The organism is Nocardia sp. CDC159 (assembly GCF_023740735.1).
GTDB classification, from domain to species: domain Bacteria; phylum Actinomycetota; class Actinomycetes; order Mycobacteriales; family Mycobacteriaceae; genus Nocardia; species Nocardia pulmonis.
The window spans coordinates 262,291-282,007 of record NZ_JAMRXH010000003.1 but is presented as its reverse complement, the minus strand read 5'-3'; the positions used below and the strand labels follow the sequence as shown (position 1 = coordinate 282,007).

Below are 19,717 nucleotides of genomic sequence, written 5' to 3'. Positions count from 1 at the left end.
GTGACCCGCGATGCGTAATCTCGGGTCATGGCACGGGACGAGCGCGGTGTGACCGCCCAGAGTGAGGACTTCGCTGCCTGGTACAACGAGGTGGTCTTCAAGGCCGCCCTCGTCGACCGAGGCCCGGCCAAGGGCACGATGGTCATCCGACCGTACGGCTACCGGCTGTGGGAGCTTCTACAGTCCGAGCTCGACCGTCGGATCAAGGACACCGGCCACGAGAACGCCTATTTCCCGCTGCTGATCCCGGAGAGCTATCTGTCCCGCGAGGCCGAGCACGTCGAGGGCTTCGCCCCGGAACTGGCGGTGGTCACCCACGCCGGGGGCAAGGAGCTGGAAGAGGCGCTGGTGGTGCGGCCCACCTCGGAGACCATCATCGGCGAGATGATGGCCAAGTGGATCAGCTCGCATCGCGATCTGCCGCTGCTGCTGAACCAGTGGTCCAATGTGGTGCGGTGGGAGCTGCGGCCGCGAATGTTCCTGCGCACCACGGAGTTTCTGTGGCAGGAGGGCCACACCGCCCATGTCGACGAGGCCGACGCCCGCCGCGAGACCCGGCTCGCGCTGGATCTCTACCACGAGGTGGCGCGGGATCTGGCCGCGATGCCGGTGGTGCCGGGTGAGAAGACCCCGGGTGAGCGCTTCGCCGGTGCGGTCGACACGCTGACCATCGAGGCCATGATGCGCGACGGCCGCGCGCTGCAGGCGGGCACCTCGCACTACATGGGCACCAATTTCGCGACCGCGTTCGACATCCGCTACACCGGTGAGTCGGGCCGGGAGGAGCTGTGCCACACCACGTCCTGGGGAATGAGCACCCGGATGATCGGCGGCATCGTCATGACCCACGGCGACGACAAGGGCCTGGTGCTCCCGCCCCGGCTCGCGCCATATCAGGTGGTGATCGTCCCGATCACGCGTGGCGGCAACGAGGCCGTCGAACAGGCCGCGCAGGATTTGGCGCGGCGGCTGCGCGCGGCTGGGGTGCGCACCCACGTCGACGCGCGGGCCCAGCTCACGCCCGGATTCAAATACAACGAGTGGGAAATGCGCGGCGTGCCGATCCGGCTCGAGCTCGGCCCCCGCGATCTGGAGGCGGGCACCGCGATGCTGGTGAAACGCCTCGGCGGCGAGGGGAAGCGGGCGATCTCGATCGACGCGCTGCCGCGGGCGCTGCCGGAGCTGCTCGACGAGTTCCAGGCGTATCTGCTGGCGCGCGCGACCGCGTTCCGCGACGAGCGCACCCGCACGGTCGACGACTGGGACGAGTTCGCCGCCGCGGTGGCGAGCGGATGGGCGCTGGCCCTGCACTGCGGCGCCGCGGCGTGCGAGGACGATATCAAGTCCGTCACCGCCGCCACGCCGAGATGCGTTCCGCTGGAGGGGGATTCCGAATCCGGGCGATGCGTCCGGTGCGGCGCGCCGTCGGCCTACGGCAAGCGCGTGATCTTCGGCCGCGCGTACTGAGGGAGCGCACGCCGGGACGACGGTCCCGGCGTGCGCCCGCGCTCAGAAGGAGTGCTCGGGGCCCGGGAACGTGCCCCGGCGCACCTCGTCGGCGTAAGCCGCCGCCGCGCCGCGCAATTGATCGCCGAGCTGGGCGAAGTGCTTGACGAACTTGGCGGTCTTGCCGCTGGTGTAGGCCGCCATGTCCTGCCAGACCAGGACCTGGGCGTCGCAGTCCGCGCCCGCGCCGATGCCGACGGTCGGAATGGTCAGCTTGCGGGTGACCTGAGCGGCCAGTTCGGCCGGGACCATCTCCATGACCACCGCGAACGCCCCGGCCTCCTGCACCGCCAGCGCGTCGGCGATGAGCTGCTCGGCGCCGTCGCCGCGGCCCTGCACCCGGAATCCACCCAGGGTGTTGACCGACTGCGGGGTGAACCCGATATGCGCCATCACCGGGATCCCGGCCGCGGTCAGGGTCGCGATCTGCTCGGAAACCCGTTCGCCGCCTTCGAGTTTCACCGCCTGCGCGCCGCCCTCCTTCATCAGGCGCACCGAGCTCTCGAACGCCTGCCGCGGGGAGATCTCGTAGCTGCCGAATGGCAGATCGGCCACCACCAGGGCGTGCGGCGCGCCGCGCACCACGCCGCGCACCAGCGGGATGAGCTCGTCCAGCGAGATCGGCACGGTCGTGTCGTAGCCGTAGACCACGTTGGCCGCCGAGTCGCCGACCAGCAGCACCGGGATACCGGCCTCCTCGAACAGCTTCGCGGTGGAGTAGTCGTAGGCGGTCAGCATCGCCCACCTGTCCCCGGCCGCCTTCATCTGCTGCAGGTGCTGTACTCGAGTCTTCTTCCGCGAAGTTTTCGGTGCGGCACCGTAGGCAGCAGTCTCTTGCTCGGACATCATCGTCCCTTTCGTTGTCGCCTCGAGGCCCGATCCGGGTCCCCGGGTTGATGTGACCCATCCAGTCTGCCCCGGTCCGAGCGTCGGTATAAGCCGTCCGGCCCATGGAATTGGTCACAGGGGCCGGGATGGCAGGATCGGACCATGTCGTTGTTGCGTTCCGGTCGTGTCGCCGCCCTCGTGGTCCTGACGTGCGTGGCCGCGGCCTGCACCACCTCCGGTAGGGAGCAGCCCGCCCCGTCGGCCCCGGCCGCGCCGACGCCGGTGGCGCTGGACCGGTTCTACAACCAGACGCCGGACTGGCAGAGCTGCAACGGCTTTTCCGAAGACCGATCGGTCCGATTCCCCCGGGATGCCGAATGCACCCGGCTCACCGTCCCGGTCGACTACGCCAAGCCCGACGGCGCCACGGCCGAGATCGCGGTCTCACGGATCAGGGCGACCGGGCCGAAGATCGGCTCGCTGCTGTTCAATCCGGGCGGTCCGGGCGTGGCCGGGCTGTCGATGGCCTCGATCGCCATGAAGACCCCGCTGGCCGAGCGGTTCGATCTGATCGGCTTCGATGTGCGCGGGGTCGGCTCGTCGCGGCCGCTGATCCGATGCCTGACCGGTAAGGAATGGGACGAGCAGCGCGCCGAACCGCCGAAGGACAACACTCCCGCGGGCATCGCGGCCGCCGAGCAGGAGGACCGGGAGTTCGCCCAGAAATGCGGCGAGCGCACGGGCACCGAATTCCTCGCCCACGTCGGCACCCGCGAGGTAATCCAGGACATGGACGTGATCCGGGGCGTGCTGGGCGATCCCAAGCTCAATTTCGTCGGTTACTCCTACGGCACCCGGCTGGGCTCGGCGTACGCGGAGAAGTTCCCCGACCGGGTACGCGCGCTCGTGCTCGACGGCGCGGTGGATCCCGAGCAGCAGCCGGTGCAGGACACCATCGAGCAGACCGCCGGATTCCAGAAGGCGTTCGACGCCTACGCCGCCGCCTGCACCCGCGATGCCGAATGCCCGCTGGGCACCGATCCGGCGCAGTCGGTCGCGCGCTTCCGCGCGCTGCTCGCACCGCTGTGGAACCACCCGCTGCCGACCAAGGACGGCCGCCCGCTGAGCTACGGCGACGCGGTGACCGGCGTGCAGAACGCTCTCTACGCAGAGGACCGCTGGGAGACCCTGAGCGCGGGGCTGGCCGAGGTGGCCCAGGGCCGCGGCGACACCCTGCTCGCCCTGGCCGACGACTACAACAGCCGCCGCCCCGACGGCAGTTACGACAATTCCCAGGACGCCTTCCTGGCCATCCACTGCGTGGACGATCCGGCGATCAAGGACCGGGCGGTCACCGATCAGCAGGACACCGAACTGCGCAAGGTCGCCCCGTTCCTGGACGACGGCCACGGCACCGGACATGCGCCGCTGGAGCTGTGCGCGTTCTGGCCGGTGCCCAATACCGGTGGCCCGCATCAGGTTTCCGCGCCCGGACTGCCCAAGACCGTGGTGGTGTCGACGACGCAGGATCCGGCGACCCCCTACGAGGCGGGGGTGAACCTGGCCAAGGACCTGGGCGCGGCGCTGATCACCAACCGCGGGACGCGGCATACCGCCTTCCTCTCGGGCGGCGTGCCGTGTGTCGACAATGCCGTTTTCGAGTATCTGATCGAGCTGAAGGAACCCCCGGCCGGGCTCACTTGCGGATAGATAGCAATCCGCAACGGACACGAAGCGCACCATGTAACACGGATTTAACGCCGTATGCCTACGCTCGCGGCTATGGATCGCCAGAAGGAATTCGTGCTGCGGACGCTCGAGGAGCGGGATATTCGCTTCGTACGGCTGTGGTTCACGGATGTCTTGGGGTATCTCAAGTCCGTCGCGATCGCTCCCGCGGAGCTCGAGGGCGCCTTCGAGGAGGGCATCGGCTTCGACGGTTCGGCCATCGAGGGCTTCGCCCGCGTGTCGGAGGCCGATATGGTGGCCAAGCCCGATCCGTCGACCTTCCAGGTGCTGCCGTGGTCGACCAGTAAGGGGCACCAGCATTCGGCGCGCATGTTCTGCGATATCGCCATGCCCGACGGCTCGCCGTCGTGGGCCGATCCGCGCCACGTGCTGCGGCGGCAGCTGAACAAGGCCGGGGATCTGGGCTTCAGCTGCTACGTGCATCCCGAGATCGAGTTCTTCCTGGTGAAATCGGGCCTGGTGGACGGCAATCCGGTGCCCGTGGACAATGGCGGCTTCTTCGACCAGACCGTCCACGACGAGGCGCCGAACTTCCGCCGCCACGCCATCGACGCGCTGGAGTCGATGGGCATCTCGGTCGAGTTCAGCCACCACGAGGGCGCGCCGGGTCAGCAGGAGATCGACCTGCGCTACGCCGACGCGCTGTCGATGGCCGACAACGTGATGACCTTCCGCTACCTCATCAAGGAGGTGGCGATCGACGAGGGCGTGCGGGCGTCGTTCATGCCCAAGCCCTTCGCCGCTCACCCGGGCTCGGCCATGCATACGCATATGAGCCTGTTCGAAGGGGAACAGAACGCCTTCGCCGATCCCGACGATCCGATCAACCTGTCGGAGACCGCGCGGGCGTTCATCGCCGGAATCCTGGAGCACGCCAACGAGATCAGCGCTGTCACCAACCAGTGGGTGAACTCCTACAAGCGGCTGGTACACGGCGGCGAGGCCCCGACCGCGGCGTCGTGGGGCCGGTCGAACCGCTCCGCGCTGGTGCGGGTGCCGATGTACACCCCGAACAAGCAGTCCTCGCGGCGCGTGGAGATCCGCAGCCCAGATTCGGCCTGCAACCCGTATCTGACCTTCGCGGTGCTGCTGGCCGCGGGTCTGCGCGGCATCGAGAAGGGCTACACGCTGCCGCCGGAGGCCGAGGACGACGTGTGGTCGCTGACCGCGGCCGAGCGCCGGGCCATGGGCTTTCGCGAGCTGCCGGGCAGCCTGGACGAGGCGCTCAAGGCGATGGAGCGTTCGGAGCTGGTCGCCGAGACCCTCGGCGAGCATGTCTTCGACTTCTTCCTGCGCAACAAGCGCCGCGAGTGGGCGGGCTACCGGGCCCAGATCACCCCGTACGAGCTGCGGGAGTACCTGGATTTCTAGGGTCGTGCCGGTAGGTTGAAATCATGGTACGGCCACCGACCGCCCGTCCCGCGGTGCCCGGCGCCGGCCGGCTCGGACTGCTCGAGCCGACGGCCGCCGACTCGCTGCGAGAGTTGGCGTGGGACAACGTCGAAAGCATTCCGGTCCTCTGGGCGCTGTCGCGTTCGCCGGACGCCGATCTGGCGCTGCTGACGCTGGTCCGGCTCAAGGAGCGGCTCGGATCCGATTGGGCCGCACTGGATTCGGCGCTGCGCACCGAGCTGCCGCTGCGCGGTCGGCTGTTCGCGCTGATCGGCTCGTCGAGCGCCTTCGCCGATCATCTGGTGGCCGATCCGCAGTGCTGGCAGCTGCTGCGTCGCGGGGATCTGCCCACCCGCGACGAGCTGATCGCCGATCTGCTCGCCGCGGTCGAGGCGACGCCCGAGGAGGGCGAGGCCGCCGGGCCCATGCTCTATCGCGCGGGCATCTCCGGCCCGGAGGCGATCGCGTTGCTGCGCAAGCGCTATCGCGATCAGCTGATGCTGTTGGCCGCTCACGATCTGGCCGCCACCGTGGAGAACGAGCCGGTGCTGCGTTATCCGCAGGTCGGGCGGCAGCTGACCGCGCTGGCCGACGCGGCGCTGACCGCGGCGCTGGCGGTGGCGGTGGCGCGGATCTGCCCGGACCGGCCGGTGCCGGTGCGCCTGGCCGTGGTCGCGATGGGCAAATGCGGTGCGTGCGAGCTGAATTACGTCTCGGATGTGGACGTGGTGTTCGTCGCCGAACCGGCCGACACCACCGCCACCCGGCTGGCCGCGGAGCTGATGACCGTGGCGGGCAATGCCTTCTTCGAGGTCGACGCCGCGCTGCGCCCGGAGGGCAAGGCCGGGGCGCTGGTGCGCACGCTGGAATCGCATGTGGCGTACTACAAGCGGTGGGCGCGCACCTGGGAGTTCCAGGCGCTGTTGAAGATGCGCCCGGCCACCGGCGATCTGGAGCTGGGCGAGCGGTACGCCGCGGCGCTCATGCCGATGGTCTGGAACGCCTCGGAGCGACCCGATTTCGTCGCCGACGTGCAGGCCATGCGGCGGCGGGTGGAGGATCAGGTGCCCGCGGACCTGCGCGAGCGCGAGCTCAAGCTCGGGCACGGCAGCCTGCGCGATGTCGAATTCGCCGTGCAGCTGCTGCAATTGGTGCACGGCAAGGCCGACGAGTCGCTGCACGTGCAAGGCACGGTCGAGGCGCTGACCACGCTGGCCGCGGGCGGTTACGTCGGCCGCGACGACGCCGCCAACCTCACCGCCTCCTACGAATTCCTGCGCCTGCTCGAACACCGGCTGCAACTGCAGCGGCTCAAGCGCACCCACACCCTGCCCGCCGCCGACGACGAGGAGGGCATGCGCTGGCTGGCGCGTGCGGCGCATATGCGCCCCGACGGGCGGCAGGACGCGGTCGGGGTGTTGCGCAGCGAGATCAAGCGCAACACCGTGCGGGTGCGGCGGCTGCACGCCAAGCTGTTCTACCGGCCGCTGCTGGAATCGGTGGCGCGGCTGGACGCCGACGCGCTGCGCCTGAGCCCCGCCGCGGCGGTGCGGCAGCTGGCCGCCCTCGGCTACGCCGCGCCGGAGAATGCGCTCGGCCATCTCAAGGCGCTCACCAACGAGGTCGGGCGCAAGGGTCGCATCCAGGCGCTGCTGCTGCCGACGCTGCTGGAATGGCTGGGGGAGACGCCGAATCCGGACGCCGGGCTGCTCGCCTATCGGCGGGTGTCGGAGGGGCTCGACGAGCAGACCTGGTTCCTGCGCGAGCTGCGCGACGAGGGCGCGATCGCGCAGCGGCTGATGATCGTGCTGGGCTCGTCGGCCTATCTGCCCGATCTGCTCATCAACGCGCCCGAGACGATCCGCATGTTCGCCGACGGTCCGGACGGGCCGCTGCTGCTGGCGACCCGGCCCGATCAGGTGCGCGAGGGCATCCTGGCCGGGGCCGCCCGCTATGACGACCCCAAGCGGGCGATCGCCACCGCGCGGTCGCTGCGCCGCCACGAGCTGGCTCGCGTCGCCGCGGCCGATGTGCTGGGCATGTTGGACGTGCCGCAGGTGTGCAAGGCGCTGTCGTCGGTATGGGTGGCGGTGCTCGAGGCCGCGCTGCAGGCGGTGATCCGCGCGAGCGAGGCCGAGCTGGGCAGACCCGCCCCGGCGGCGCTGGCGGTGATCGGCATGGGCCGGCTCGGCGGGATGGAGCTGGGCTACGGCTCCGATGCCGATGTGCTGTTCGTCTGCGATCCGCGCCCGGATGAGGACGAGACGGTCGCGGTGAAGTGGGCCATCGGGGTGGCCGAGCAGGTGCAGCGGCTGCTGGGCGCGCCGAGCACCGATCCGCCGCTGCAGGTCGACGCCGGCCTGCGCCCCGAAGGCCGCAACGGGGCCCTGGTCCGCACGCTGGCCGCCTATCAGGCCTACTACCAGCAGTGGGCCCAGCCGTGGGAGGTGCAGGCGCTGCTGCGCGCCCATCAGGTCGCGGGCGATCAGGGCCTCGGCGTGCGATTCCTGCACATGATCGATGTGGTGCGCTATCCCGAGGGCGGGGTCTCGGCGGCGGCAGTGCGCGAGATCCGGCGGATCAAGGCGCGGGTGGATTCCGAGCGGCTGCCGCGCGGGGCCAATCCGGCCACGCACACCAAACTCGGCCGGGGCGGGCTGGCCGATATCGAGTGGACCGTGCAGCTGATGCAGCTGCGCCATGCCCACGAGGTGCCGGAACTGCACAACACCTCCACGCTCGAGTCCCTCGACGCGATCGAGCGCGCCGGGCTGCTCGAGCCCACCGACGTCGCTCTGCTGCGCGATGCCTGGCTCACCGCGACCAAGGCCCGCAACGCGCTGGTGCTGGTCCGCGGCAAACCGGCCGACCAGCTGCCCGGGCCGGGGCGGTTGCTGTCGGCGGTGGCGCGCGTCGCTGGCTGGCGCAACGACGACGGCAGCGAATTCCTGGACAACTACATGCGCGTGACGCGGCGGGCGAAGACCGTGGTGGAACGGGTGTTCGGCGGGGACTCCTGAGCGGTGTGGCCAAGATCGCTACGCCGGGGCGGGCGCCCGGTCCGGTAGGCGGGTAGCCGCTGGACGCGGCGAAATCCACCCGATCCGGACGGTTTCGGCCGGGGCGAATTCGCTCGTCGTTGGGTGAGAATTGGTTTGCGGGGAACAGCCGCGACGGGATATCGGTTGAAGGTCATCTGGGAGCGCACGCCGCGCCGCCGAGGTCGCCTGAACTCCGGCGCGCGGGTTGCGGAGGTGTCGCACACCCGGAACCTGCGTTCCGCATAGTGTGTCGTTTGGTATGACCATCGGGAGGACGGCCATGGCGGAGACCGACTCGGCCCTGTCGGTGTATCGCACCTACAGGCAGGCGGCGCTGTCGCCCAACCGCGCGGTGCGGCTGCCGCTGATCACCGTGCTGCTGCTGGTGGGGGTGGCGCTGGTGTACGCCGCCGACCATGCCGCGCGCGAGGGTGTGAACCACGCCTGGTTCGTGGCCGTGTCGATCTCCGGGCTGGGCATCGCGCGCGGGCTGCATCTGCGGCGGCCGATCACCCTGCCGCACTTCGCCGTCGCGGTCATCGTGCTCGGGGTCTCCAATATCGCCTACCGCGGCGATCACGATCTGATCGGCTTCGTCTGCCTGGCCTCGACCGGATTCGTCCTGATGCTGCCGCAGGGTTCGCGCCCGCAGCCCGACCAGCGGTTCCGGATCGCGGCGCTGGTGGATCGCACGGTCGAGGATCCGATCGCCCCGTTCGCGCTGCATTCGTCGAAAACCTACTTCTTCAACGCGAATTCGACCGCGGCCATCGGCTACCGCACCCGCTTCGGCATCGCGGTGGTGGCGGGCGACCCGATCGGGGATCGGGCCGAATTCGGCGTGCTGATCCGGGAATTCTCCGAATTCGCTGTCAATCACGGCTGGCGCATCGCGGTGCTGGGCGCCAGTCCCGCGCTGTGCGAGCTGTGGCGCACCGAGGCCGCCGAACACCATGGACTGCACGCGATTCCGATCGGGCGCGATGTGGTGATCGAGGTCGACGGCTTCGATATGGTCGGGCGCAAATACCGCAATCTGCGCCAGGCCGTCAGCCGCACGCACAACTTCGGGGTGACCACCGAGATCCTGTACGAGCGCGAACTGGATCCGGCGCTGCGCGCCACGCTGCTCGAGATCGTCGACGAATGGCGTTCCGGGCGGCAGACCCGTGGCTTCTCGATGATTTTGGACCATCTGCTCGACGGGCGGAATCCGGGCATGCTGGTGGTGCTGGCCCGTGATGCCGACGGTCGGGTGGTGGGCTTTCAGCGCTACGGCGCGTCCAATCACGGCAGCGAGCTGAGCCTGGATGTGCCGTGGCGGCGCAAGGACGCCCCCAACGGGCTGGACGAGCGAATGATCGTCGATCTGGTGGAATACGGCCGGGCCAAGGGTGTGCAGCGAATCTCGCTGGCATTCGCGGCCTTTCCGGAGCTGTTCAGCGACAAGGATCGCTCGCGGACCAAGCAGAGCCTCTATGTGCTGGCCCGCATGCTGGATCCGATGATCCGGCTGGAGTCGCTGTACCGATTTCTGCGCAAGTTCAATTCCTTTGCCGATCAGCGCTTCGTGCTGATCCGCTGGCGCGAGATCGTATTCACCGCGGCGGCGCTGCTGACACTGGAGTTCGTGCCACACCGGCGGCAGGACTGAGCCCGTCCGCGGTCAGCGCCGGTGCGCCGCGGAGACGGCGCGTTCGAAGGCGCGCAGATCCTCCTCCAGCCTGCGGAACAGCCAGTAGTTGCCGACGAAGCCCAGCACACCCCCGACGCAGAGCCAGCGGATCGGGTCGACGACCAGCGACACCTCCTGCGGGGTCAGGAACATCAGGCCGGTGACCACGCCGATCAGCGGAACCGACGCGGCCACCGCCAGATAGCGGGTGCAGCGCCGCCCCAGCGCGCGCAGATCGGCGTGGTCGCTGCTGGTCGCGCCCCGCGCGAGCAGGCTCGGATAGACGCAGCGGACGACGAAGAACGTCACCAGGAAGAAGGGGTAGGCCACGGCGATCGTCGCGCAGACGACCAGCGAGGCGACGAAATGGACGATCCGGCCCGGCGCGAGGTCGGTGTGCACGAGCAGACCCACCACGAACGCGGCCGCGGAGACGACCCAGCCGGCGAAGGCGAGCATGGCGACGCGATCGCCGTCGAGCAGGGTGTCGGTCCGCGTGCGCGCGAGGGTTTGTGCGCCGTAGTGCCTGCCCCGACGCAGTCCCCACCACACCAGAAAGACGCGGCGGCACAGATAACCGGTCACGATCGCGACGGTCGCCGGAACCGTCAGCTCCAGCATCGCGCTGATCTCGCGCATGCGCTGGCGCTGATCGGTGGTGAGCCACGACTGGATCAGCGGGCCGTTGTGCAGATTGCTGTACAGCACGCCGAGACCGCCGCCGAGCACGCTCGCCAGCGTGACGATGGCCAGCAGCGACCAGGGACCCAACCGGGCGCGCAGGCTACCGCTGGGCGGATCGACGAGGTCGCGGGCCCGCCGGTCCAGGCACAGCTCGAACTGCTGGGCCAGCTCGGCGCCGGTGGACCAGCGTTCGTCGCGGTGCGGTGCAAGGCATTTCAACAGCACCCGCCGCAGGGTCGGCGGGCAGTCCTGCGGCAGTTCGGACAGGTAGCGCGGGTCGATCTCGCGGCGGCGCAACTCCAGCATGCGCTCGAGCGAGGTGTCCGAACCCCCGGCGGCGGCCTCGTCGTCGAAGGGGCGGCGACCGGTCAGCAGTTCCCACAGCATGACGCCGAGGGCGTAGATATCGCTGCGGCCGTCCAGATCCGCGGCGCTGGCGGGCAGATCCGGATGGCAGGCCGCCAGCTGTTCGGGCGACATGTAGGCCAGTGAGCCACCGAAATACGCCAGCGGGCTGGTTCCGGCGATGTGGTGGCTGAAGCTGATGTTGAAGTCCGCGAGCTTGGGAATCCCCTCGGCGGTCAGCAGGACATTGGCAGGTTTGATATCTCGATGCAGCACGCCGTGCCGGGCGGCGTGGTCGAGGGCGGCGGCGAGGCGGCTGCCGAGCCAGGCGACGGTCTCCGGCCAGGTGCAGGCGGCGATTTCGGCCCGGACCCCGGATTCGCCGCCGCCGGTGGCGCCCTTGCTCACCATCGCCTGATCCACGGCCTCGAGCAGCAGTCGACCGGTGCGCCGATCCGGTGACCGCTCGCGCACCAGATTGAGCACGTCGAGCAGGGTGCCGCCCGGAACGTATTCCATGTACATCAATTTGAGCTCGTCGTCCTCGATCAGCCGCTGATCGAAGACCCGCACGATGTAGTTGTGGTCGAGCTGGGCGAGCGTCTCCGGTTCGGTGCCGCGGTTGTGCGAGATCTTCACCGCGACCAGTCGCTGCAGCGAGCGCTGCCGGGCCAGGAACACCCGCGCGAACGAGCCGGAGCCCAAGCCGACGAGCAGATCGAAATCGTCGACCCGGTCGCCGACCTCGATATTCTCCAGCGCCTCGTGCGCCCACGGGCTGGCGATGAGCGTGCTGTGGTAGTCGACCTCGGTCCGCTCCCCGGCGGGTTCGGTCGCCTCGGGGTTCTCGTCCGATTCGGGCTCCCGCCCGGATCGGCGCAGCGCGTGGAACTCCTCGTACGCCAGATCCAGCGGAATCGAGCCCTCGCGCAGTTCGGCGAATTCGGTGAGATAGTCGGCCAGCCGTTTCGGATGGTCGTAGCGCAGCCAGCGGTATTCGAGATCGACCTTGATCAGCTCGGTCAGGCACAGCCGCCGCAGTTCCGGTGCGCCGGGCAGGAATTCGGTCAGATCCGGTGGCGCACCGGTGGCGTCCCAGGCCGCGGCGAACCGCGTGACCAGGGTGAGCAGCAGCGAGCGAGTTCGGTCGACTGCGTCCGCAACGATCGTCGGTTCCCCACTCATGACAACTCGTACCGCCCATGCCCGTCGGGGAGTTCAGTATGCTCCCGTCGCCGCGATTGGGGCGAGGGCGCCGATTTCCAGCGCGGCCCACACCGCGCCGTCCGGTCCGAGTGTTCGGTTGACCGGTGTCCTTTCAGGAGAGCAGATCGGCGAGCACGCGGGTGCTGGCGGGGCGGCGAAGTTTGGCCATGCCCTTGGATTCGATCTGGCGAATGCGCTCACGCGTCAATCCGTAGCACGCGCCGATCTGATCGAGGGTGCGCGGCTGGTCGTCGTCCAGGCCGTAGCGCATGCTGAGCACCGCGGCCTCGCGCTCGGACAGCGTCGCGAGCACCTGGTCGAGGTGGTGCCGCAGTGCGGCCGTGGCCACCGTGGCGGCCGGGCCCGGCGCGTCGTCGGGGAGCAGATCGCCCAGTTCGCCGTCGGAGTCGTCGCCGCCGACCGGAGCGTGCAGCGAGACCGGTTCCCGCTCATGGCGCAAGACGAGTTCCACCTTGTGCTCGGGCAGCCCGAGCGCGGCCGCGAGTTCGGCGGTGCCGGGTTCGCGGCCCAGTTCGACCAGCATGGCCCGGCGGGTCCGGGTCACCTGATTGAGCACCTCGACCAGATGTGCGGGCAGCCGGATCGTGCGGCTCTGGTCGGCCAGGGCCTTGCCGATCGCCTGCTTGATCCACCAGGTGGCGTAGGTGGAGAACTTCAGCCCGCGGCGGTGGTCGAACTTCTCCACCGCGCGCATCATCCCGATCGTGCCCTCCTGGATCAGATCCGGCAGCGGGAGCCCGCAGTCGTGGTAGCGCTTGGCGATCGAGGCGACCAGCCGGAGGTTGGCCTCGATCATGTGGTCGCGGGCGCGGCGGCCGTCGACGGCGAGCCGCTCCAGCCGATCCCGCTCCGCGGCCGGGAGTCGCTCGGTGTCGAGGCGGCGCCGGGCCTGGGCCCCGGCCTCGATGCGCTGCCCGAGGGCCACCTCCTGTTCGGCGGTCAGCAGCGGGGTGCGGCTCATACGGTACGGGGCGGGTGCGGCGTTCATGGTTACAAACTTAGGTCAAACACAAGAATGTGTCAACAACAAATTTTGGTCGAACACAGGTATGGTGGTGTCATGAGCACGCCGACGCCGGGCCTCCGAGCCATGAAAAAGCAGCAGACCAGGGACAACATCTCGAACCAGGCCACCAGGCTGTTCCTCGAGCGCGGCTTCGACCGCGTGACGATCGCCGAGGTCGCCGCGGCCGCCCAGGTCGCCAAGATGACCGTCACCAACTACTTCCCCCGTAAGGAGGATCTCGCCCTCGACATGCACGACCTGTTCGTCGGGCAGCCCGCCGCGACCGTGCGGGACCGGAAGCCGGGCGAATCCGCACTGGCCGCGGTGCGCCGCGCCTTCCTCGCCGCGGCCGCCGCGCACGATCCGGTCATCGGATTCTCCGGCCCGGAGTTCGCCCGCATGATCACCGACAGCCCGGCCCTGGTCGCGCGGCTGCGGGAATTCCACGACGATCGCGAAAAGTCGCTGGCCGCAGTACTTGCCGAGGAGACCGGCGCCGCCCCGGACGATATCGCGCCCCGGGTCGCGGCGGTCCAGTTGTGCGGGGTGCTGCGGTTGCTGTTCGAGGAGACCCTGCGCCGCACGCTCGACGGGCACGCCGACGCCGAGATCGAGCGCGCGGTAACGGCCCAGGCGCACACGGCATTCGGCGCGCTCGAGCCCGCACTCGGCGGCTACGCCATCCGGCCCGTTCGCTAGCCGAATCCGCCGTCGACGAAAAACTTTCCGGCGCAGGTGAGATCGGATCGAACAGTCTCGGCGATTTGTCGTGATTATTACCCGCGGTTCGTTATCGCGCGCCCGAGCTGGGTAGTTCGAGTAGCGGTGCATCGTTGCGCCGACCTGATGCGTCAACGTGGAAGGACGAGATCCACATGAGCACACGCGACACCACTACCTTGCTGGCGCAGCTGCGCGCCATCCGCGACCTGACCCATACCGAGATCCAAATCGCGGAAACGCGTATCGCGCAGGCCCGGACCGAGGCGGTGCGCCGCGAGCTGTCCGAGAACGCGGACAACGCCCGCGCCCGCGCCGAGGCGGTCGAATCCGCCATCCGCGAGCTCGGCGGGGTCCCCGCGCTCGTCGGACCCTTCCTGGGGCGGGCCGCCGCCGCGGTGAAGGCGATGTTCGAACAGGCCCAGCCGTTCGACGAGGCGCTGCTGGGCGATCTGGCGCTCGAGCATCAGCTGCTCGACCGCGCCCGCTACCTCAAGGCCCTCGCGACCACCGCGCAGCGCGACGACCTCGTGACGCTGGCCGAGCGGTTGATCACCGCGCATTCGGCGACCGTGGACTGGCTCACGACCGTGCTGGCCGAGGAGGCCCTCGGTGGGCCGGCCGCGTTGCAGCGCACGCCGTTGCAGGCGGCCACGGGGACCACGATGCGGTTGGTCAATGTCCCGGTCACCTGGTCCGCGCGGGGCATCGATCGGGCGCTGGACGCCTTCCGGTCCGCCCCACCCGCCCTCGGCGAGCTGCTCTCCCGGGGTGCGCACGCGGGCGATGTCGCGGTCAAGACGCTGGCCGGTTCGCGGGATGCCGCACTGGAACGGGCCGAGCAGATCACTCGCCGCGAAGGGGCTGGCGCCGTCGCCGACGCCCTGCATTCGGTCCGCACCGCCACGGGTGTCCTCGAGCCGGGCGAACTGCCGATTCGCGACTACGACGAGCTCAATGTCAGCCAGTCCGTCGCCGCCATCAAGGAATTGGACGATCCGGCCGATGTGCGGGCGGTGCTGGCCTACGAGGAGTCGAACAAGAACCGGCAGGGCGTCGTATCGGCCGCGCAGACCCGGCTCGCGGCGATCGCCCAGGATGTGACCGGCCTCAGCTGATCGTTTCCGGGCCGGAGGAACCGTGAGCCCACCGGTGTAAGCCGGTGGGCTCACCGTATCGTTCACTCGCTCAGCCGCTTGCGGACCTCGGGCAGCACCTCCGCGCCCAGGCGCTCGACATTGGTCAGCACGGCGGCGTGGTCCCCGGCGATCTCCACCTGGCACAGCAGTCGTCGGCAGCCCGATCGACGGATCTGGTCGACCAGTCGATCGATGCAGACCTGCGGGTCGCCGACCGGATGCGTCGCCAGCGCGCTGTCGGTCAGGCGGTCGACGATCTGCTCGGGCGGGGTGTCGCGGGGGATGCGCTGCGGGACGTCCAGCAGCAGTCGATAGTGACCGCTCGCGCGGACGAATTCGGTTGCGGCGCGGTGCATTACCGCGCGCGCCTCGGCCGGGTCGTCGGTGACGTGCGCGAACAGGGCCGCGCCGTGGGCGTAGCCGGTGCCGGGATGGCCTGCGACGCGGGCGATCTCGGCGTGTTCGGCGATCATGGCGGCCTTGGCGTCGGGGTCCTTGTCGAAGAACAGCAACATCGGCAGGCCGCGGGTCGCGGCCATCTCCACCGAGGCCGGGGAGTTCGCGGCGAGGTAGACGGGGGTGGTGCGGCCGGATGCGGGGCCGGGCTCGGGGACGACCTCGCGGAAGCGGTACAGCTCGGAGTCGGCCGCGACCGGTCCGGCCAGCGCGGCCAGAGTCAGATCCAGCGCCTCGGGCAGTCCGTGCTGCCAGTACTCGACCCCGCGGCCGATCACCTCGTAGTCCACCACCGGCTGCGCCCGGCCCACCCCGAGATCGAAACGGCCGCCGGACAGATGATCCAGCAGCGCGGCCTGCTCGGCGACGTGGACCGGCGAATGCAGCGGCAGCACGGTCACCGCCGTACCGACCCGCACCGTATTCGTCCGGCCGAGCAGATAACCGGCGAAGGTCAGCGCGGACGGATTGACCCCGAACGGCACGAAGTGGTGTTCGGTCACCCACACGTCGTCGAATTCGGCCGCCTCCGCGGCCTGGGCCGTGGCCACGCCGCGGGCCAGCACCTCAGCGGCCGTCTGCCCCTCGTACCGGCTGGTGAATACGAATGCTCCGATGCGTAGCTCGTCGGCGATGCTCATGATCACCATCCTGGCCCGGGGGCCACCACCGGCACTAGGACGAATGGGAAGGGCGTCCGGCGGGTGCCGGAGGGGCTATGCGTGGTCGGGCCGGGCGCGCAGGGCGCGCAGCACCATCTCGGCGAGCTCGTCGAGGTAGTCCGGATCGGTCGCGTCGCCGCGCAGGGTCTGCCGCCAGAACAGCGGGCCGATCGTGAAGTCCAGCGCGAGTTCGATATTCAGATCGACGGGCAGTTCGCCGCGATCGATGCCGCGCCGCAGCAGCTCGGCCACCCGGGCGCGGCGCTGCTCGCCGAGGCCGGTCTGGAGCGCCCGTGCCAATTCGGGCGTGCGCACCGCCTCGGCCAGCAGATCGGGAATGATGCGGGCCGCCAGCGGATGCGCCAGCCCGGCGGCGGTCGCCTCGAGGTAGGCGCGCAGGTCCCCGCGCAGCGATCCGGTGTCCGGCGTCTCGGCCGCGGTGACGGCGACCTCGGAGACCAGGGCGAGGACCAGTTGCTGTTTCGAGGGCCAGCGGCGATAGAGGGTGGGCTTGCTGACCCCCGCGCGCCGGGCGACCGCCTCCATCGACAGCTTTCCATAGCCGACCTCGGCCAGTTCGGCGAAGGCGGCTTCCCGGATCGCGGCGGTCACCTGGGGCTGCAGGACGGCGGCGCCAGCGGGGGTGCGTTTCATGGCGATCACTCTAGCAACGCCGAAACGGTTGCGTTTCGTCGTTGAGTGACCTAACGTTCCTCATGTACGGCGAAACGGTGCCGTATCGACGTGAATCGTGAGGTCAGTCCATGAAATTCCTGTTCGACGACGAGTCCTACTCCTTCGAGACGCTGCGCACGGCCGGGTTCGCCTGCTATCACGGAGCGGAACTGGGCGAGGTACTGGTCACCGCGGCGCGGATCGTCGAGGGCGACGACGAGTCCTGGTTGCGCGAGTGGCGCGCCACCGCACAGCGAGCGCACGCGATCGGCCGCGACTGCCTGGCCCGGGGGCGGCGGGTGAGCGCCCGCGAGGCGCTACTGCGCGCCTCGAACTACTACCGCACCGCCGAGTTCTACCGGCGCGAGCATCCGGCCGACGACCCGGTGGTGCGCGAGCTGTCGCGGCTGTCGCGCGAAACCTTCGCCGCGGCAGCGCAATTGCTCGACACCCCGGTGCGCGCGGTGTCGATTCCCTACGCGGACACCGCACTTCCCGGCTATCTGTTCCTGCTCGACGATTCCGACGCGCCGCGTCCTACCGTCATCTTCAACAGCGGCTTCGACTCCACCCTGGAGGAGGCGTATTTCGCGCTCGCGGCGGCGGCGCTGGCGCGTGGCTATCAGGTGCTGGCCTTCGACGGTCCCGGTCAGGGCGCGATGATCCGCGAGCAGGGCCTGCCGTTCCGGCCCGATTGGGAGGCGGTGATCACGCCCGTGCTGGATTTCGCCGTCGGACTACCGCAGGTCGACGTCGAACGAATCGCGTTGTACGGCTACAGCCTCGGCGGCTATCTGACCGCGCGGGCCGCGGCCTTCGAACCCCGGATCGCGGCGCTGCTGCTCAACGACGGGCTGTTCGATTTCCATGCCGCGATCGTGCGCATGCTGCCGCCGTTCCTGGCGGAGTGGATCGCCGCCGGGCGCGACGATGCTGCCGATCCCGTCGCGAACCTGATGGCCGCGTACGACACCCAGATGCGCTGGGCGATCCGCAACGGCGTGTGGACTTTCCGCGCGGCCTCGCCCGCCGATTTCGTGCGTCGCACCGAGGGCTACACCCTCGCCGACGTGATCGACCGGATCACCTGTCCCACCGTGGTTCTCGACGCCGAGAACGACCAGTTCTTCGCCGGTGAGGCCGAGCGCGTGTACCAGGCCCTGAGCTGCCCGAAGGACTTCCTCGTCGGCACCGCCGCCGAGGGCGCGGGCGAACACTGTCACATGGGCGCCATGCTGCTCACCCACCAGCGCGTGTTCGATTGGCTGGACGGCGTATTCGCCCGGTAGCGTCCGGTGGTTGTGGACAACGACGTCTCCCGCCGGACACTGCGCAGGGTGGGGCTGCGGCTGGTGCCGTTTCTGGGGCTGCTGTATTTCGTGAACTATCTGGACCGGGTGAACATCGGGTTCGCCGGGCCGAACGGGTTGAAGGCCGATCTCGGGTTGAGCGAGACGGTGTTCGGATTCGCCTCGGGAATCTTCTTTCTCGGCTATCTGGTGCTGGAGGTGCCCAGTAATCTGGCGCTGCACCGGTTCGGGGCGCGGCGGTGGATCGCCCGGATCATGCTGAGCTGGGGTGTCGTCGCCACGGCGATGGCCTTCGTGCCGAACGCGACCGTGCTGATCGTGCTGCGGTTCGTGCTCGGGGTGGCCGAGGCCGGATTCTTTCCCGGGATTCTGCTGTATCTGACCTACTGGTTCCCGCAGGCGTATCGGGCGCGGGTGGTGGCGCTGTTCATGACGGCGGTGCCGATCTCCACCGCGGTGGGGTCCACGCTGTCGAGCCTGCTGATCCAGTACGGCGACGGAGTGTTCGGACTGCGCGGGTGGCAGTTCATGTTCCTGGTGGAGGGGCTGCCCGCGCTGCTGCTGGCCGTGGTGACCTGGTTCTGGCTCACCGACCGTCCGGAGCGGGCGCGATGGCTGGCACCCGAGGAAAGGGCCTGGCTGGCAGGCGAACTCGACCGCGAGCGGGCCGAGGTCGAGCGCTACGAGCAGTGGACGCTGCGCAAGGCGCTGACCCATCCGCGCATACTCGGGCTGGCGGCGATCTACGGCGGCATCGCCTACGGGTTGTATGCGCTGGGCTTCTTCCTGCCCACCATCGTCGCCGGATTCCAGCAGCAGTACGGCGTGCAGTATTCGGTGGTGCAGCGTGGGCTGATCACCGCGGTGCCGTATGTGATCGGCGCGGTCGCGATGGTGTGGTGGGGCCGCCACGGTGACCGCACGCGCGAGCGGCGCTGGCATGTGATGCTGCCGGCGGTGCTCGGCGGGCTGGCCATTCCGATCGCGCTGTATCTGGGCAATCCGTTCGCCGCCATGACCGCGGTGTCGATCTGTGCGGCGGGGGTGATGGCGGCGCTGCCCACCTTCTGGGCGCTGCCGGGTACCTTCCTGTCCGGTGCGGCCGCGGCCGGGGGCATCGCGCTGATCAATTCGCTCGGCAATATCAGTGGGTTCGCCGCGCCCTACATGACGGGGTGGCTGCGCGATCTGACCGGTACCCAGCGGGCCGGGCTGTGGGTGGTGGGAATCTACCTGGTCGTCGCCGGTCTGTCGGTCCTCGCGCTGCGCGTTCGGGAGTGAGCCGGATCCGGTCCAGCCGAT

At 69.4% G+C, this 19,717-nt stretch carries 14 protein-coding genes; 9 read left to right on the top strand and 5 right to left on the bottom strand.

The features are described 5' to 3' along the window. Positions 1 to 27 precede the first annotated feature (27 nt). Positions 28 to 1,467: a proline--tRNA ligase gene (proS, locus tag NDR87_RS08230; protein WP_251910529.1), complete on the top strand. Its 1,440-nt coding sequence runs from the start codon at positions 28 to 30 to the stop codon at positions 1,465 to 1,467. Between the two features lie 42 nt (positions 1,468 to 1,509). On the opposite strand, the gene panB is transcribed toward proS, so the two are convergent. Continuing rightward, positions 1,510 to 2,352 (bottom strand): 3-methyl-2-oxobutanoate hydroxymethyltransferase, encoded by an 843-nt coding sequence (panB, locus tag NDR87_RS08225; RefSeq protein ID WP_251910852.1) that lies wholly within the window; start codon positions 2,350 to 2,352, stop codon positions 1,510 to 1,512. A gap of 144 nt (positions 2,353 to 2,496) precedes the next feature. On the opposite strand from panB, the gene NDR87_RS08220 reads away from it, so the two are divergent. The 4 genes from NDR87_RS08220 (at position 2,497) to NDR87_RS08205 (ending at position 10,170) form a co-directional block, all read left to right on the top strand. Then, a complete protein-coding gene (locus tag NDR87_RS08220; RefSeq protein WP_251910528.1) occupies positions 2,497 to 4,044 on the top strand; it encodes an alpha/beta hydrolase in 1,548 nt (515 codons plus the stop codon). 72 nt (positions 4,045 to 4,116) lie between these two features. Beyond that, complete coding sequence (gene glnA, locus NDR87_RS08215) at positions 4,117 to 5,454, top strand: type I glutamate--ammonia ligase (protein ID WP_251910527.1); 1,338 nt, start codon at positions 4,117 to 4,119, stop codon at positions 5,452 to 5,454. A 23-nt stretch (positions 5,455 to 5,477) separates the two neighbouring features. Further along, entirely contained in the window at positions 5,478 to 8,495 is a 3,018-nt protein-coding gene (locus tag NDR87_RS08210; RefSeq protein ID WP_251910526.1) for a bifunctional [glutamine synthetase] adenylyltransferase/[glutamine synthetase]-adenylyl-L-tyrosine phosphorylase, read from the top strand. A 280-nt stretch (positions 8,496 to 8,775) separates the two neighbouring features. After that, positions 8,776 to 10,170, top strand: a complete 1,395-nt coding sequence (locus NDR87_RS08205) for a bifunctional lysylphosphatidylglycerol flippase/synthetase MprF (RefSeq protein WP_251910525.1) — start codon at positions 8,776 to 8,778, stop codon at positions 10,168 to 10,170. A 12-nt stretch (positions 10,171 to 10,182) separates the two neighbouring features. Here the strand turns inward: NDR87_RS08205 and NDR87_RS08200 are convergent, their stop codons facing one another. Further along, positions 10,183 to 12,405, bottom strand: a complete 2,223-nt coding sequence (locus NDR87_RS08200) for a serine/threonine-protein kinase (protein WP_251910524.1) — start codon at positions 12,403 to 12,405, stop codon at positions 10,183 to 10,185. Between the two features lie 133 nt (positions 12,406 to 12,538). After that, positions 12,539 to 13,435 (bottom strand): RNA polymerase sigma factor RpoD/SigA, encoded by an 897-nt coding sequence (locus NDR87_RS08195; RefSeq protein WP_251910523.1) that lies wholly within the window; start codon positions 13,433 to 13,435, stop codon positions 12,539 to 12,541. A 72-nt stretch (positions 13,436 to 13,507) separates the two neighbouring features. Between NDR87_RS08195 and NDR87_RS08190 the strand changes: the two genes are divergently transcribed. Both NDR87_RS08190 and NDR87_RS08185 read left to right on the top strand, forming a co-directional pair. Continuing rightward, on the top strand, positions 13,508 to 14,152 hold the full coding sequence (locus NDR87_RS08190; protein ID WP_251910522.1) for a TetR/AcrR family transcriptional regulator: 645 nt from the start codon (positions 13,508 to 13,510) through the stop codon (positions 14,150 to 14,152). A gap of 176 nt (positions 14,153 to 14,328) precedes the next feature. After that, the gene (locus tag NDR87_RS08185; RefSeq protein WP_251910521.1) at positions 14,329 to 15,291 is read left to right on the top strand and encodes a ferritin-like domain-containing protein; all 963 of its coding nucleotides are present in this window, start codon (positions 14,329 to 14,331) and stop codon (positions 15,289 to 15,291) included. Positions 15,292 to 15,353: 62 nt separating this feature from the next. On the opposite strand, the gene NDR87_RS08180 is transcribed toward NDR87_RS08185, so the two are convergent. Continuing rightward, positions 15,354 to 16,409, bottom strand: a complete 1,056-nt coding sequence (locus NDR87_RS08180) for an LLM class flavin-dependent oxidoreductase (RefSeq protein ID WP_251910520.1) — start codon at positions 16,407 to 16,409, stop codon at positions 15,354 to 15,356. A 75-nt stretch (positions 16,410 to 16,484) separates the two neighbouring features. Beyond that, positions 16,485 to 17,084 (bottom strand): TetR/AcrR family transcriptional regulator, encoded by a 600-nt coding sequence (locus NDR87_RS08175; protein ID WP_251910519.1) that lies wholly within the window; start codon positions 17,082 to 17,084, stop codon positions 16,485 to 16,487. A 110-nt stretch (positions 17,085 to 17,194) separates the two neighbouring features. On the opposite strand from NDR87_RS08175, the gene NDR87_RS08170 reads away from it, so the two are divergent. After that, positions 17,195 to 18,394, top strand: a complete 1,200-nt coding sequence (locus tag NDR87_RS08170; protein WP_251910518.1) for a S9 family peptidase — start codon at positions 17,195 to 17,197, stop codon at positions 18,392 to 18,394. Positions 18,395 to 18,400: 6 nt separating this feature from the next. Then, a complete protein-coding gene (locus tag NDR87_RS08165) occupies positions 18,401 to 19,696 on the top strand; it encodes an MFS transporter (RefSeq protein WP_251910517.1) in 1,296 nt (431 codons plus the stop codon). The last annotated feature ends 21 nt before the right edge of the window (positions 19,697 to 19,717 follow it).

Excerpts from the sequence above, each read along its gene's own strand:
- proS (WP_251910529.1), top strand. The coding sequence starts at position 28 with ATGGCACGGGACGAGCGCGGTGTGACCGCCCAGAGTGAGGACTTCGCT.
- panB (WP_251910852.1), bottom strand. The coding sequence starts at position 2,352 with ATGTCCGAGCAAGAGACTGCTGCCTACGGTGCCGCACCGAAAACTTCG.
- NDR87_RS08220 (WP_251910528.1), top strand. The coding sequence starts at position 2,497 with ATGTCGTTGTTGCGTTCCGGTCGTGTCGCCGCCCTCGTGGTCCTGACG.
- glnA (WP_251910527.1), top strand. The coding sequence starts at position 4,117 with ATGGATCGCCAGAAGGAATTCGTGCTGCGGACGCTCGAGGAGCGGGAT.
- NDR87_RS08210 (WP_251910526.1), top strand. The coding sequence starts at position 5,478 with ATGGTACGGCCACCGACCGCCCGTCCCGCGGTGCCCGGCGCCGGCCGG.
- NDR87_RS08205 (WP_251910525.1), top strand. The coding sequence starts at position 8,776 with ATGACCATCGGGAGGACGGCCATGGCGGAGACCGACTCGGCCCTGTCG.
- NDR87_RS08200 (WP_251910524.1), bottom strand. The coding sequence starts at position 12,405 with ATGAGTGGGGAACCGACGATCGTTGCGGACGCAGTCGACCGAACTCGC.
- NDR87_RS08195 (WP_251910523.1), bottom strand. The coding sequence starts at position 13,435 with ATGAACGCCGCACCCGCCCCGTACCGTATGAGCCGCACCCCGCTGCTG.
- NDR87_RS08190 (WP_251910522.1), top strand. The coding sequence starts at position 13,508 with ATGAGCACGCCGACGCCGGGCCTCCGAGCCATGAAAAAGCAGCAGACC.
- NDR87_RS08185 (WP_251910521.1), top strand. The coding sequence starts at position 14,329 with ATGAGCACACGCGACACCACTACCTTGCTGGCGCAGCTGCGCGCCATC.
- NDR87_RS08180 (WP_251910520.1), bottom strand. The coding sequence starts at position 16,409 with ATGAGCATCGCCGACGAGCTACGCATCGGAGCATTCGTATTCACCAGC.
- NDR87_RS08175 (WP_251910519.1), bottom strand. The coding sequence starts at position 17,084 with ATGAAACGCACCCCCGCTGGCGCCGCCGTCCTGCAGCCCCAGGTGACC.
- NDR87_RS08170 (WP_251910518.1), top strand. The coding sequence starts at position 17,195 with ATGAAATTCCTGTTCGACGACGAGTCCTACTCCTTCGAGACGCTGCGC.